This window comes from Cecembia rubra (assembly GCF_003014575.1).
Lineage (GTDB): Bacteria > Bacteroidota > Bacteroidia > Cytophagales > Cyclobacteriaceae > Cecembia_A > Cecembia_A rubra.
Map to the genome: position 1 here is coordinate 17,745 of NZ_PYGF01000010.1, position 14,993 is coordinate 32,737.

General features: G+C 41.5%; 5 protein-coding genes. All 5 read left to right on the forward strand.

Features of this window, described 5'->3' with window-relative positions:
* Window positions 1–159 precede the first annotated feature (159 nt).
* The 5 genes from CLV48_RS15755 to CLV48_RS15775 all read left to right on the forward strand — a co-directional run bounded on the left by CLV48_RS15755 (window position 160) and on the right by CLV48_RS15775 (window position 14,989).
* A complete protein-coding gene (locus tag CLV48_RS15755; protein ID WP_106568261.1) occupies window positions 160–5,382 on the forward strand; it encodes a DEAD/DEAH box helicase in 5,223 nt (1,740 codons plus the stop codon).
* On the forward strand, window positions 5,379–8,207 hold the full coding sequence (locus tag CLV48_RS15760) for a helicase-related protein (protein WP_106568262.1): 2,829 nt from the start codon (window positions 5,379–5,381) through the stop codon (window positions 8,205–8,207). Before CLV48_RS15755 ends, CLV48_RS15760 begins: the two co-directional genes overlap by 4 nt.
* 1 nt (window position 8,208) lies before the next feature.
* Window positions 8,209–9,741, forward strand: a complete 1,533-nt coding sequence (locus CLV48_RS15765; protein WP_106568263.1) for an RNA-binding domain-containing protein — start codon at window positions 8,209–8,211, stop codon at window positions 9,739–9,741.
* Window positions 9,742–9,992: 251 nt separating this feature from the next.
* Window positions 9,993–14,591: an Eco57I restriction-modification methylase domain-containing protein gene (locus CLV48_RS15770; RefSeq protein WP_211299957.1), complete on the forward strand. Its 4,599-nt coding sequence runs from the start codon at window positions 9,993–9,995 to the stop codon at window positions 14,589–14,591.
* Window positions 14,588–14,989: a hypothetical protein gene (locus tag CLV48_RS15775; protein ID WP_106568264.1), complete on the forward strand. Its 402-nt coding sequence runs from the start codon at window positions 14,588–14,590 to the stop codon at window positions 14,987–14,989. The genes CLV48_RS15770 and CLV48_RS15775 overlap by 4 nt, the downstream gene beginning before the upstream one ends.
* Window positions 14,990–14,993 lie beyond the last annotated feature (4 nt).

Sequence of the window (14,993 nt, forward strand, 5' to 3'; positions counted from 1 at the left end):
ATCTCTTAAATCCTTCCCTAAGTAGTAAGAAACAGGTTTTGCAACAGGAGAGATGACAGGAATTGCGAACTGTTTTTCCTTCTGTGGCATTTTTATAAACTAAGTATTTGAATATATTTATAAATCATTTTATAAAACCAGTTTTTTTAATCGATTACAATGCAGGCATTTGAAGTACATAATCAGATAGTTAAAGACTACAAAGATTATCTGAAAAGCTTTAATATCATTAGGGACACAAGGATCAACAAAGAGGTTGACAAGGCATTCAAAGAAAAAGAATACATTCCTGAACCTTTGATCCAATTCAACCCTTCTTTCAAAAAGGCAGCCACATTAGAAGGTCTTGTTGATGAAGGTGTATTGCATCCAGAAATGAACAGGGTTTTCAAGGGGTACAGACTTTTTACACATCAGGAACAAGCTATTCGCTTAGGTTCATCAGGATCTTCCTTCATTGTTACCTCTGGGACAGGATCAGGAAAATCGCTGACCTTTTTGGCCAATATATTTAACCATCTGTTCAATAATCCTGGCAAAACTGGCATCAAGGCAATATTGGTTTATCCTATGAATGCCCTGATCAATTCCCAGGAAGATGAGATCAAAAAATTCAAAGAAAATTACGGGGATGATTTCCCTATAACATTTAGAAAATACACCGGTCAGGAGTCTGATGAAAAAAGGAAAGAAGTAGAAGCCGAGATGCCGGATATCCTGATGACCAACTATATGATGTTGGAACTTCTTTTGACAAGAGGGAAAGAGAAAGCCATTAGGGATTCCATTTCAAAGAATCTCCAGTTTCTTGTATTTGATGAACTCCATACCTATCGTGGTAGACAAGGTGCTGATGTGGCCATGCTGATCAGAAGGTTAAAGGCGCTTTGTCAAAATAAACTGATAACCATCGGGACCTCCGCGACCATGGCCTCAGGAGGTGAAAAACTGGACGAAAAACAAGTCGTTGCTGATGTCGCCACTGAAGTTTTTGGAGAGGAATTTACTAAAGATCAGATTATCGGAGAAACGCTTGAGACAGTAACAAATCCTTCCTCAAAGCTTCCGGGGCATTTTGAGCTTCAGGAGGTGATGACCCAAAAGATCGATATTGATGGTTCAGAGGAAAGTTTCAGAAACCATCCCTTGGCCATTTGGCTGGAAAGGGAAATAGCTTTGACTACAGATCAAACTGGGAATATCAAAAGAGCAAAACCATTGGCTCTAAGTAAAATTGTAGAAAGGTTAAATTATGTTTCCAAGATAGATGATCCGGAAAAATGTGAGGAATATCTCATGCGTTTCTTTGAGTGGTCAGAAAAGTTAAACATTAAAAATGCTTCCAAAAGAGAATCGTTTCTCCCGTTCAAAATCCATCAATTTATTTCCCAGACAGGAAATGTATATGTGACTTTGGATGAAAGAAACAAGAGGAAGATTACCCTTGAGGACGGAAGGTACCTAAAAGAATCTGGGGAAGAACGCTTTATTTTCCCTGTTCTTTTCAGCAGGTATTCAGGCTACGATTTCATATGTGTCAAAAAGAATTTTAAGGATAGTAAGCTTGAGCCAAGGGAACCCGATGATCTACCTAACAAAATCACAAAAGATGAGCTGAAAGGCAGCAAAGAAGAAAACAGGAGTAAAAGAAAGCTTACTGATCAGGACTTTGAAGCCGGATACATACTTCTGGAAGAGGAAGGAGAAGAGCTCTGGAATGATGACATGATCGATTCACTTCCCGATACCTGGTGGAAAGAAAAAAAGGGAGAATTCGTCATTGATAACTTTTATGAGTTCAGAATCCCAAGAAAAATCTATTTCAACCAATTAGGGAAATTCTCGGATGAACCTCAGCCAGGCCTGAACCTTACTGGATGGTTTATTTCTGCCCCACTTTTCTATGATCCTACCTGTGGGGTCATCTACGACCCAAGAACTCGGGAAAGCACCAAACTCATGAAGGTGGGTAATGTAGGAAGGAGTACTGCCACAACCATTGCCACATTCAGTATTCTTAAAGCACAGTTTGACCAAAAAGTAAAGTACGCGGACCAAAAGGTCATGAGCTTTACGGATAACAGACAGGATGCAGCGCTTCAGACAGGACACTTCAATGATTTCCTGATGATCGGAAGACTGAGGTCTGCCATTTATAGGGCATTGAAGGCTGCTCCTGAAAAAAAACTTACCATTGAAAATATTTCAGATGAAGTGTTTAAGGCACTTTCACTGAAAGAGGCTGAATATGCAAAAAACCCAGGTGATCCAGATTGGCCAGATGAGGACAATGAGAAAGCCTTGAAAGACTATCTCAAAGTAATTATCCTTTATGACTTGAGAAGAGGCTGGAGATATAATACTCCAAACCTGGAGCAGTGTGCTCTTTTGGATATTGATTACAACCGCTTGGATGAGTTTGCAGCAAAGGACACCTTTTTTGAAAAGGATGAACTGCTGAGTAAGTTTGATATTGAAACAAGACAAAGGGTTTTGCTCCATATCCTGAATTATTTCAGGACTGCATTTGCCTTTGATTATTACCTGTTTGAAGAAGGTAACAAGACAAATCTGGAGGAAAGACTAAAACAGCGATTGGACCCAGATAAAGAATGGTCTCTTCAGTCTGATGAAAGATTGGACCATACTCCTTTCCTTGTATATGACCGACCAGGGAAAACAAAGAAGAGAATGTATCTTGAAAGTATTAGCGCCACAAGCAACCTTGGCAAATACATTAAGAGGTTATTCCTGAAATACAAACTTGACCCGATAAAGGGCAAGGCTCTAAATGAATACATAAGCGGGATTTGCTTATTGCTAAAGAAAGGAAATTTCCTGTCAGAGAAATCCATTGAAGGTGATAAAGCAGTTGTCAGTGGTTTTAGACTAAGAGTAGAAAAAGTCATCTGGAAACTGGGAGATGGTGAAAACATACTTCCTGATGAAGTTAGGATCAATACTACAACGGACGGACTTCAGATAAAGCCAAATGCCTATTTCAAAAGGTTCTATCAGCAGGACTTTACCGCTTTTGATAAATTCTTTATCGCAAGTGAGCATACAGGGCAGGTCCCATCAGCCCAAAGAATTGACCGGGAAATTGCTTTCAGAAAAGGGGACATTGCAGCACTTTATTGCTCTCCTACCATGGAGCTCGGTATCGATATTGCAAACCTGAATATCGTACACATGAGGAACGTACCTCCCAATCCTGCGAACTATGCCCAAAGAAGTGGCCGTGCAGGAAGAAGTGGTCAGACAGCATTGGTTTTCGCTTACTGCTCCAGTACATCTCCACACGATAGGCACTATTTCAGGAATTCCATTGATATGGTTGCAGGAGTAGTCAAGGCTCCCAAGATAGACCTTGTAAATGAAGAACTCATGGCCTCTCATTTCAATGCCTTCATCTTCATGAACCTTGGCTTGACCAGTATTCAAACATCAGTAAAGGAGTTTATAGATGTAGAAAATCTAAAAGACTTACCGCTATTCAAAAAACTAACCGATTTCATTGAGGACCAACAGAACAGTTACAAAACCTATTGGATAGAAGGGTTCAAAAAAGTAGTCATTGACAAATACTCATATCTAAAAGATTCTGACTGGTTCACTGAGGAATGGTTACAAGTGAAAGCCACCAACTTCCTGTATCATTTGGACAGAAGTTTTGACAGGTGGAGAACACTTTTCAGAAATGCCGCGAATTTGATTGAACGAGGTACCGCCATTATTAAGGACCCAACTTATGCTGCTGATAGCAGTCAGGCCAAAGAAGCCAAACGAATGGTCTCCATAGGTCAACGACAAAGAGACCTGTTGTTAAACGCGTCAAAAAGAGACGGTACTAACGAGTCCGAGTTTTATGTCTACAGGTATCTTGCTGCCGAAGGCTTCCTTCCGGGCTATAACTTCACGCGACTTCCGGTAAGGGCATTTATCGGAAAAAGAAGTCAGGACGAAGGCACTTTTATTTCAAGGCCAAGATTTATTGCACTCAGGGAATTTGGCCCTGGCAATCTGATTTACCATAGTGGCGGTAAATTCAGGATCACAAGGATGCAGCTTTCGGATGCTGATGCCAAAACAGAATCGATCAAAATCTCCCAGAAAACTGGGTATGCCTGGCTTGGGGATGATGGTAAAGCAGCCAATAATGATCCAATCACACAGGAAGCTCTAAAGGGTCAATCCAATGCCATGGTTTACAAGAATATCATGGAGTTGGTGGAATCGGATACCTGGCCTCAGGAAAGGATTTCTTCCGAGGAAGAAGAACGCATGTCTTCCGGATATGAGGTAGAGCAATATTTCAACTATCCCAAAGGAATAGACTTTACCAAAAAAGCAATCATTAAAGCTTCCGGGCATCCGCTGATGAACCTGATCTTTTGTCCTGCCACAAGACTGATACAGGTCAATAAAAAGTGGAGATCATCTAAAGGAGACGATGCAGGTTTCATTATTGGGAAAGTTTCAGGAAAATGGTTAAAGCAGGCTGAAAAGGATAATCAGGACCGTGAAAATGACCCCGCCATGACCGTTCACCTGTACACAACTGATACGGCTGACAGCCTTTACTTACAGCCCGTCAAAGCCTTGGAGCTGGATGAAGACGGGGTTGTTTCGCTGACTTACGCACTGAAAAGGGCCATAGAACAGGTTTTCCAGATTGAGGAGTCAGAAGTAGGTGTTTGGTTCATGGGACCGGAGGAGTCAAGGAATATTCTCATTTATGAGTCTGCAGAAGGTAGCCTGGGAATTCTTTCCCAATTAGTAAAAAATCCTGATAGACTCAGGGATGTTTTTGAAGAAGCCTATAGACTGATGCACTTCGACCCTTTGACACAGGAAGATCTTTCTCCTGATAAACCAAAGGCAAGTTATGATGACCTGCTTTCCTATTACAATCAGAGGTATCATGATAAGCTGGACCGGTTCAAGATCAAAAAAGCACTTGAGCTACTGATGATATGTGATGTAGATATAACCGCATCAGGAAATAGTGGTCATTCAGACAGGTTCAGTCATTATCAGGAGCTGCTCAAAAACTATGATGAGAATTCAGTCATGGAAAAAAAACTGATTGACTATTGCTATAATCAGGGTCTGGTTCTTCCTGACAGGACACAGGTCAACCTAAGCAAGATGGTAGGCTTCTATGTCAGTGCCGATTTTGTATTCCTGAATGAAGACAAGTCCATCAAGGCTGTGATTTTCTGTGACGGATCTGTCCATGACAAAAAAGAGGTAAGAGAGGATGATTCACACAAGCGGGGCATTCTTAGAGCAAACGGCATGGATGTGATAGAGTGGTATTATAAAGAGTCTATAGAAGAATTGGTTAATAGAAGAAAAGATATTTTTAGAAAAGCATGATAACCAAAGAAAAACCATCTCCGGGCAAACTGATTTCCCTGAGGGGAAGAGAATGGGTAGTACTGCCCTCTGATGATGTAGATATATTGAAAGTGAAACCCTTGGGTGGTTCGGATGATGAAGCCACAGGCATTTATCTGCCCTTGCAGATCAAGGAAGATGAATGGAAGGAAGCCAAGTTTCCTGAACCCAAAAGAAATGATCTGGGGGATTTCGAAACAGCTAAGCTTCTTTTCGAGGCTTCACGTCTTTCTTTTAGGAATGCATCTGGTCCCTTTAGGGCTATGGGTAAGCTGTCGTTTAGACCTCGATCCTATCAGATTGTCCCGTTAGTAATGGCCCTGAAGCAAGATGTTGTACGGCTCTTGATAGCGGATGATGTTGGGATTGGTAAAACTGTGGAAGCTTTGATCATTTTAAGGGAAATGATCGAACGGGCAGAAGTTAAACGATTTGCTGTGATTTGCCAGCCTCACCTTTGTGAACAGTGGCAAAAAGAACTCAAGGACAAACTGGATATCGATGCAGAAATCATTCGAAGCAGTACAGTTTCTTCCTTGGAAAGAAAGATAACTGGCTCTGAGAGTATCTTCAAAGCCTTTCCTTACCAGGTCATATCCATCGACTATATCAAAAACGACCGTAGGAAACCCATCTTTCTCAACGACTGCCCCGAATTTGTCATCGTAGATGAAGCGCATACGGCAACGATGCCAGCTGGTGCAAGTTCCCCCTCCCAACAGCAACGTTATCACCTTCTACATGATCTTTCCAAAGTGGAAAGCAGACATTTGTTGTTATTGACAGCTACACCACACAGCGGAAAAGACGAGGAATTTCAATCCTTGCTTGGTTTACTCAAACCTGAATTCGGAAAGCTGAATATGGAATCCTTGGATCAAAAAAACAGGGAGGCCATGGCCAAGCATTTTATCCAAAGAAAGCGGGAGAATATTCGAAAGTGGTTATCAGAAGAAACACTTTTTCCAGAAAGGGATACCAAAGAAGTTGCTTACAAACTTTCAACAGATTACCGTGAACTTTTCACCGATGCACAGGCATTTGCCAGAGGATTGACACAGGGAGCGGAGCAGCATAAAGGTCTCAAAGGAAAATATTGGGCAGCATTGGCCTTGCTCAGGGGAATCATGTCCTCTCCTGCTGCTGGTCTTGAAATGCTGAAAGGAAGGATCCAGCGAACCCAGGAAGAAACCGAAGCTGTTGCATACGAAGAGAATCCTGTCATCGAGCGGATTGAAGAAGATACAGATTCCACACAAATGGAATTATTGGATCAAGCAGGGCTGGAAGATTCCGAATTGAGCGCTTTATTTATGCTGGCTGAAAAATTAGAAGATCTTTCAGGAATCAAGCAAGATTACAAAGCCAACGAAGCAGCTAAAATCATCAAACAATGGTTAAAGGAAGGCTATCAGCCCATCATCTTTTGTAAATACATCGCTACAGCCAAATACCTTGCTGACATCCTTCGGGAAGAATTGCCAAAATCAATCGAAGTACAGGCCATTACTTCGGAACTCCCTGATGAACAGCGAAAAGAGAAGATTGATCTTATGGGGCATTCGGAAAGAAGAGTGCTTGTAGCCACAGATTGCTTGAGTGAGGGGATCAATTTACAGGATCATTTTAACGCCGTGTTGCATTATGACTTGCCTTGGAATCCCAATAGACTTGAACAACGGGAAGGACGTGTAGACCGCTATGGTCAGCGAAGTGAAACTGTGAAGACCTGGTTGCTTTGGGGTGAAGATAATCCGATCGATGCCATTGTATTGAAAGTTCTTATCCGAAAAGTTCGGGATATTCAAAAGTCTACAGGCGTCAGCATCAGTTTGGGTGAAGACAACCGATCCATCATGGATGCAGTCTTGAATGAAGTGCTTTTAGATCCCAAGAAAGCCTTGCAGGCCAGTCAGACTTCCATTGACTTTGGAAGTGATTACCATCAAGCTATCATAACCAAGGAACTGGAGAGAGCAAAGGAGAAGGCAAAAAACCTGAGAAGTATTTTTGCGCACATGGCCGTTCCTCAGGAAGAAATAGAAAATGACCTGAAAGCAGTAGATGAAGCTATTGGTGACATCAAATCAGTGGAAACATTGGTGCTCAATGGAATTGTACATTTAAAGGGTTCCTACGAGAAACAGGAAAAAGGCTACAAACTATTTATCCAAAACCTTCCTGCCCATATACGAGAGACCTTAGGAACCAAAACAAGCTATTCCATCAGTTTCCATTCCCCTACTCCTGAAGGATTTATCTACATAGGCAGGAACCATAAATTCACAGAACAGCTCTGTCAGTTCCTGCTTTCTCTGGCCTTCGAGTCCAAAGCGGATTTTGACCAGGTCGCAAGAGCATCTGTAATCATGACGGATCAAGTGACAATTCAAACGACTATTATCCAATTCAGGGTCAGGAATGTAATCAAGGAGGTTCAAAGCAAAGTCGAAAATATCTCAGAGGAAATGTACCTCTGGGGATTTGAGGGCAATGCCATTGACGGGAAAACCTTGGATTATCAAACCTGCAAAACCCTATTTTTTGAAGCAGAAAGTAGCCAAAATCTTAGTGGGGAACGACAACAGGATGTCTTCGAAAACCAAATGGTCTTGTTCCAGAATAAAATCAATCAGTTTACCGACCTGGCAGAGGAGCGCGCAGTGAAACTGGTAGAAGCCCATGGACGCTTCAAAGCCTTGGTCGGTGGCAAACGCTACGAAGCTGTACATCCCATTCTTCCTCCGGATATTCTTGGGGTATATGTATTTCTTCCCCAACCAAAAGCATTTGTATTAGACTGATATGGCGCTCCCTATCAACATATTGGACCTGATCAAAGGGCGAGCGGTAGAATCCGAGCGTATTGAGTACAAGAAAGGCTGGAATCCCGGCCCAATCTATCGCTCTATCTGCGCTTTTGCCAATGACTTCGATGACATCGGAGGAGGCTATATCATTGTGGGGATAGCCGAAGAAAATGGCCGGCCTGTCTTACCTCCCTTGGGGCTCAATGACGATGAGATCGATGCGATACTTAAGGAAATGGTTTCCTTCAACAACCTGATCAATCCTGCTTATCATCCCAAAATCAGTATCGAAGAAATAGAAGGCAAAAAAATCCTGGTGATATGGGTATTTGCAGGTGACAACAGACCTTATGAAGTTCCTGACGAAATCAAAGCCAAGGAAAAGAAATACCAATACTACATCCGCTATGGTTCCAGTTCGATCAAGGTCAACAAAAGTCAAAAGGAAGAACTGATTGCCCTTAGTGGAAAGACTCCTTTTGATGATCGACCCAATACACAGGTAAGCTTTGATGAGATATCGCTGACCTTACTGCGGGATTACTTGAGAAAGGTCGAAAGCAAGCTTTTGGACTCCATGGAATCCTTAACCAAGGAACAACTGCTTTCCCAAATGCAGCTTTTGTATGGCCCACCGGAAAGACGGCATCCAAGGAATGTAGCCTTGATGATGTTTACCGACAATCCGGAGAAATACTTCCCTTATTCCCGAGTAGAAATTGTCCATTTCCCGAACGGTGAAGCCGCTGATGACTTTATTGAAGTTCCCAATATTTCAGGTCCCGTAGATCAAATGATCAACCGTACCTTAGAATATTTGAGAATTAATGTCCTTCGTCAAAAGACGACCAAAGTAAAGGAACAGGCGGAATCCTTGAAAGTTTGGAATTACCCTTATCAAGCAATGGAAGAGATCATCGCCAATGCGCTATACCATCGGGATTATCAAACCCGTGAACCTGTGGAGATTCGGATATATCCAGATCAAATAATGGTGATTAACTATGGAGGACCTGATCGGAGTATTCGTCTTTCGGAGTTTAAGAAGGGTGCAGTATTTCCCAGAAGATATAGGAATAGACGTTTGGGGGATTTTCTAAAGGAATTGGATCTTACCGAAGGTAAAGCCACCGGTATTCCTACTATCACGAAGGCTTTGGAAGAAAATGGTTCTCCTCAAGCTGTGTTCGATACAGATGAAGACCGTTCTTACTTTCATGTGACGGTTCCGATTCATCCTGAATTCCGGGTATCAACTAAAGTTCATAAATCATCAACTAAAGTTCGCAAGAAATCAGTTTTGAGTTCGCAAGAAATCATAGATAAGTTCGGTGAAAATGCGCTTAAGATCCTTCTTCTATTGAGAGAAGACGGGAAAATCACTGCGGCCGAACTGGCTCAAAAAATTCATCTTTCCAGTAGGGCGGTTCAGAAAAACATCCATAAAATGCGTTCAGAGAGTATTTTGGATCGGGAAGGGCCTACCAAATCAGGTAAATGGATCATCTTGGTGGACATTGATGAATAAGCTCAGCCGTACTTTGAGCACATTAAAAGAGCGTGATTACGAGTTCGTAAGAAAAGAGATGCAGTTCGTAAGAAACCTATTTTGAGTTCGTAAGAAATGTAAATCAGTTCGTAATAAAAATTCAATTTGAGTTCGGAAGAAACTGGTTTTCGGTTCGGAAGAAATAGTCAAAAAGTTCGGAAAAAACCGAAATGAGTTCGGAGTAAAGTTCGGAGAAAAAATTTTAACAAGAAGTAAAGCAAAAGGAATATATGACTTTCCCAAGCATAACCATACAAGGAAATATTGTTTCAGGTGAGATACTGGACAAGCTCGCCACAGAGGATATCAAATACCAGAATCCGGCTGATTTTGGGCTCGGCAAAAACGTTAAGGTACGGGACGAGATCGGCTTGGCCTGGGCTTCGGCACGGGGATACTGGCAGGCATTTAAGATGCGGAGAGAACGAATAGCCGAAGAGGAAAGTGGTACTTCTGAAACCCGTAACTTCTGGATGCTTCCTTTCCTGATGACCTTGGGTTATGAGGTAGATAAATCTAATGCAGAAGTCCTCGATGGCAAGACATACGCCATCAGCCATCGGGCTTCCAATCTTTCGGGATTTCCTGTGCATATCATGGGTATCAACGACAGCTTGGACAAGCGTAGGGAAACAGGTGGTCCAAGACTTTCTCCCCACGCCTTGGTGCAGGAATACCTGAACAAAACCGATAATTTCCTCTATGCCATAGTCACAAATGGCAAGCACCTAAGGTTGCTCCGCGATGCCACTCGATTGGTAAGGTTGACCTATCTGGAATTTGATCTGGAAAAGATGATGGAGGAAGAGCTCTTTTCGGATTTTGCAGTGCTTTATCGTATCCTTCATGCCTCCCGTATGCCCAAAGACAAAGGGGAAGGGGAAACATCCTTTATGGAGTATTACCATCAGGAGTCCTTGGCATCAGGAACCCGTATCCGTGAAAAGCTCTCTGAAGCAGTGGAAAGCTCCATCAAACGGTTGGGCAACGGCTTCTTAAAACATCCCGATAACCATGAATTACGGGCCATGGTGCAGTCCGGGGAACTGACGGGTAAACAATATTACCTCTACCTGCTGCGCCTGATCTACCGATTCCTGTTTCTGCTCGTGACGGAAGACCGCAGTCTGGTCTATCCGGAAAAGCGGGATGCCGAACTCACCCGACTGCGCAAGATCTATTATGACTTCTACAGCATGGATCGGGTTCGCAAGCTCGCCATTCGCAAGATCTTTGTGGAAGGAGCCAAGCATGACCTCTGGGAAAATATCAAGATAACCTTCCGCCTCTTTGAAGCAGCGAAGTATGGAGAAAAGCTGGGCATCAAACCGCTTGGATCGGGGATTTTTCATCCCTCGGCCTTGGGTGCTTTGGGAGATAGCAAACTGAAAAATGAAGACCTGCTTTTCGTCATCCATAGGCTTTGCTACTTTATGGACGAAGAGCGCAAACAATTGGTAAAAGTCAACTTCGGTGACTTAGACGTGGAAGAATTTGGTTCAGTGTATCAGGGACTCCTGGAGTTCGAGCCGATATTTTCCGAACTGGAAACCTCCCCGAGCTTTGGCTTTGTGGCAGGTACAGAACGTTCTTCCTCTGGTTCCCACTATACACCCGAGGAACTTGTTCGTCCGCTGATCCAGCATTCTTTGGAATATATCATTCAGGACTGTCTGGAAAAACCCGAGGAAAGGCTAAAGCTTCCCGCCCCAAACACACCCAAATCTATCCTTCAGGAACGTGCCCTGTTAGCCATCAAAGTCTGTGATATCTCCTGCGGGAGTGGTCATATCCTCCTTTCTGCAGCCCGAAGGATAGGCACGGAACTGGCGAAGGTCCGCACCGGTGAGGATCAGCCCACTCCCACAGCCATGCGTCAGGCCGTGCGGGATGTGATACGGGAGTGTATCTATGGCGTGGATAAGAATCCACTGGCTGTAGAACTCTGTAAAGTAGCGTTATGGCTGGAAGCACATAACCCTGGAGAACCACTGAACTTCCTCGATCATAAAATCAAATGTGGAGATGCCATCGTAGGACTGGCCCATAAAGAAGAACTGGAGCGAGGTATCGCAGATGATGCCTTCAAAGCCCTGCCAGGAGATGACAAGACGATTGCTACTCAGTTCAGGAAAAGGAATAAAGAAGAGCGAGAGCGTAAAGACCAGCTCACCATGGACTATTCTATGGATGTGAATGAAGCAGTCAATAAGGCCATCGAGCAGTTTCAACTCTTTAAAAACCTTCCTGAGCGCACACCTGAGGAGATCGAAGCCAAGCAGAAGAAGTTTATGGAACTGAACAAGGGGACGACTTATGCCCGACTGAAAAGTCTGGCAGATATGCAGGTAGCACAGTTCTTTATCCCCAAAACAACTGATCAAAAAAGCTATATCTGTACCGATGCCACCTATCGCAAATACCTTCGGGAAAGGACTATACCAACAGGAATGCCACCTGCCAAAGCTGAGGGCTTAGCTCAGGAAAAAGGCTTTTTCCATTACTTCCTGGAGTTTCCGGAAGTTTTTGCTGAAAGCAAAAATCCTGAGGGTACCGAAGGATCACAAGGAGGGTTTGATTGTATTCTGGGGAATCCGCCTTACTTAGGGGGAAAAAAAATATCAGGATTTTATGGAGATCAATATTTGAATTTTATTCATTTTTCCCATCCATTGATTCGTGGTCAGGCTGACCTTGTAACTTACTTTTTAAAAAACATTTTTAAACTGATATATAAAAATGGTTTTTTGTCAATAATCACAACTAACTCCATCTCAGATGGAGATACAAGAATAGGTGGCTTATTTTCATTAATTAATGAAGGGGCTACTATAAATAGCGCACTTACTTCTAAACCATGGCCAGGTGAGGCTAAGCTAATTATTTCCATTTTTTCAGTTGTAAAAAATAGCCAATTCAATAACATTTTTTTAAATAATTCAAGAGTTAATGGGATAACATCCTTTTTAACAGAAGGAATAGAAGATATGGGAAAGTTTGTTTTGGCATCCAATTCAAATATTATGTTCAGGGGTGTAGATTTTGGAGGAGATGGTTTTATTATTTCTGAAGAAGAAAAAAATGATTTTATAAACAGAGACTCGAAGAATCGAAGTGTTTTATTTGGGCTAATGAATAGCCAAGATTTCAATAATTCATTTGATCATAGTCCATCACGTACAATAATTGGTTTCGGGAGTATGAGTATTGATGAGGCAAAAGAATATAAAGAACCTTTTGAGCACGTCCGATTAAATGTAAAGCCTTATAGAGACAATGTTAAAGATAAGTCTGCAAAAGAATATTGGTGGCTTTACAATCGAAATAGACCTGAACTATACTTAAGGCTTAAGGATCTTAAACTTTGTTTGGTGACAGGATTTACCTCTAAGTATATGAATTTTTCATTTTGTAAGACAGGGATTATTTTTAGTAATGCACTTAATATAACTACATATGATTCTTTCTGTGATTTTTCAATACTCCAATCTTCAATGCACGAAGCATGGGTTCAAAAATATGCTTCAAGACTGAAAAATGACTTACGATATACTCCCTCAGATTGTTTTGAAACCTTCCCATTTCCAAAATTAAAACCTGAATTTTTAGATGATAAAGGATTTGAGTATTATGAATTAAGAGCCTCTATCATGAAAAACCTCCAATTGGGGCTGACAAAACTTTACAACCTTTTTCATATGCAGTTTTTAACAAGCGTTGATATTGAGGTGAGAAGCAAGCAAGAACAACAAGTTTGTATAGATGCCTATCATGATATTATAAGGTTAAGGGAACTCCACAAACAAATGGATCAAGCCGTTTTGGAAGCTTACGGCTGGACTGATATTCAACTTCGCCATGATTTTTATGAAGTAGATTACCTTCCTGAAAATGACCGGATGCGTTATACCATCCATCCTGATGCCCGTAAGGAAATCCTAAAGCGCTTGCTTGACCTGAACCATCAGTACTTTGAGGAAGAAGCCAAGCAAGGTCTGCACAAGCAGAAAGACGTGGAAGCCTTCTACGAACAGAAAGGAAAGCCTGTGCCGGAGGAAGTAGCGAAGTGGTTTCAAAAGGGGAAGACCACGGCCAAAACCAATCAAAAGAAACCAGTTGCATCAAGACCACAAGTAACCTTAGATTTATTTAACCAACCTCAAAGTGAGAATATTATGAAAGAATTTGGACTTAATGAAGGGATCTACTCAATTTCAGATGCTTCTGAAATTACAGGACTCTCAAAATCTAAGGTAAAAAAATGGGTTGAAGAACTTGCGAAAGAAAAATATGAAGGAGTTTCTGGATTCGATTCGAAAGACGAAAACAAATCCAGAATTAGTTTTCATGGGTTGATTGAATTGGTTGTTATTAGCACGTTAAGAGAATATTGTAACCTTAAAGATATTTTAATTGCAAGAAAGGATTACGGTCAAAGGACTGGTAAAAAATATCCTTTTGCTAATAACAATGTAGATAATGACATAAGAGCTGCAGGAAAATCAATAGTATTTGAACTTCAAAACGGAGATATAATAACTTTAAATGGAACAGGACAGTACAACCTCGATATTATTAGGTATTTCTTTGCTGACATCAAATTTAACAAAGATGGGATTGCTGAAAAACTTGTTCCTTCCAAAGGCAATGGTACCATAATTATTGATCCTAAGCTTGCAGGTGGACTTCCCTATGTAAAAGGAACGAAGGGAATAACTGCCAAAATGATAAAATCATTTTATAGAGGCCCTGAGTCTTTAAAAATGATTTCAAAAATGTACGGCATTTCAATAGATCAAATTAATGATGTTTTAGAATATAGCGTATGAAAGCTTTAAAGATTTTGATTGATCCATGTTATCCAGAACCTTTGGTGAATTCATTGATGACTATTCATGAACTTCAGGAAGAAAAAAGGTTTGAAATCTTTTCATGGTATGATGGAATAGAGCATAACTTCCCATTAGCTGAGACCATTTTTCTAGCTGTCGATCATTCCAAAAAAGGATTGACGGAAGTTAATATTAAACAGATAGAGGAAGGCTATCGACTATTTGTAATGAAGGTTGATGGAGTTCTTGATTTCTTTGAATTTGCAATGACAGTCTTTAGAGTCTGGCCATTCATTATTGAGAAATCACGGGAAAACAAGAATAAGAAGTTCTGTTACACTTTTAAGTATGGAGGTAGAAAATTGAATCGTATGAAAGGAATTCCTATTTATTAAAATA

What these genes read in the sequence shown, in the direction of transcription:
- CLV48_RS15755 (WP_106568261.1), top strand. Translation starts at nt 160, where the DNA reads ATGCAGGCATTTGAAGTACATAATCAGATAGTTAAAGACTACAAAGAT.
- CLV48_RS15760 (WP_106568262.1), top strand. Translation starts at nt 5,379, where the DNA reads ATGATAACCAAAGAAAAACCATCTCCGGGCAAACTGATTTCCCTGAGG.
- CLV48_RS15765 (WP_106568263.1), top strand. Translation starts at nt 8,209, where the DNA reads ATGGCGCTCCCTATCAACATATTGGACCTGATCAAAGGGCGAGCGGTA.
- CLV48_RS15770 (WP_211299957.1), top strand. Translation starts at nt 9,993, where the DNA reads ATGACTTTCCCAAGCATAACCATACAAGGAAATATTGTTTCAGGTGAG.
- CLV48_RS15775 (WP_106568264.1), top strand. Translation starts at nt 14,588, where the DNA reads ATGAAAGCTTTAAAGATTTTGATTGATCCATGTTATCCAGAACCTTTG.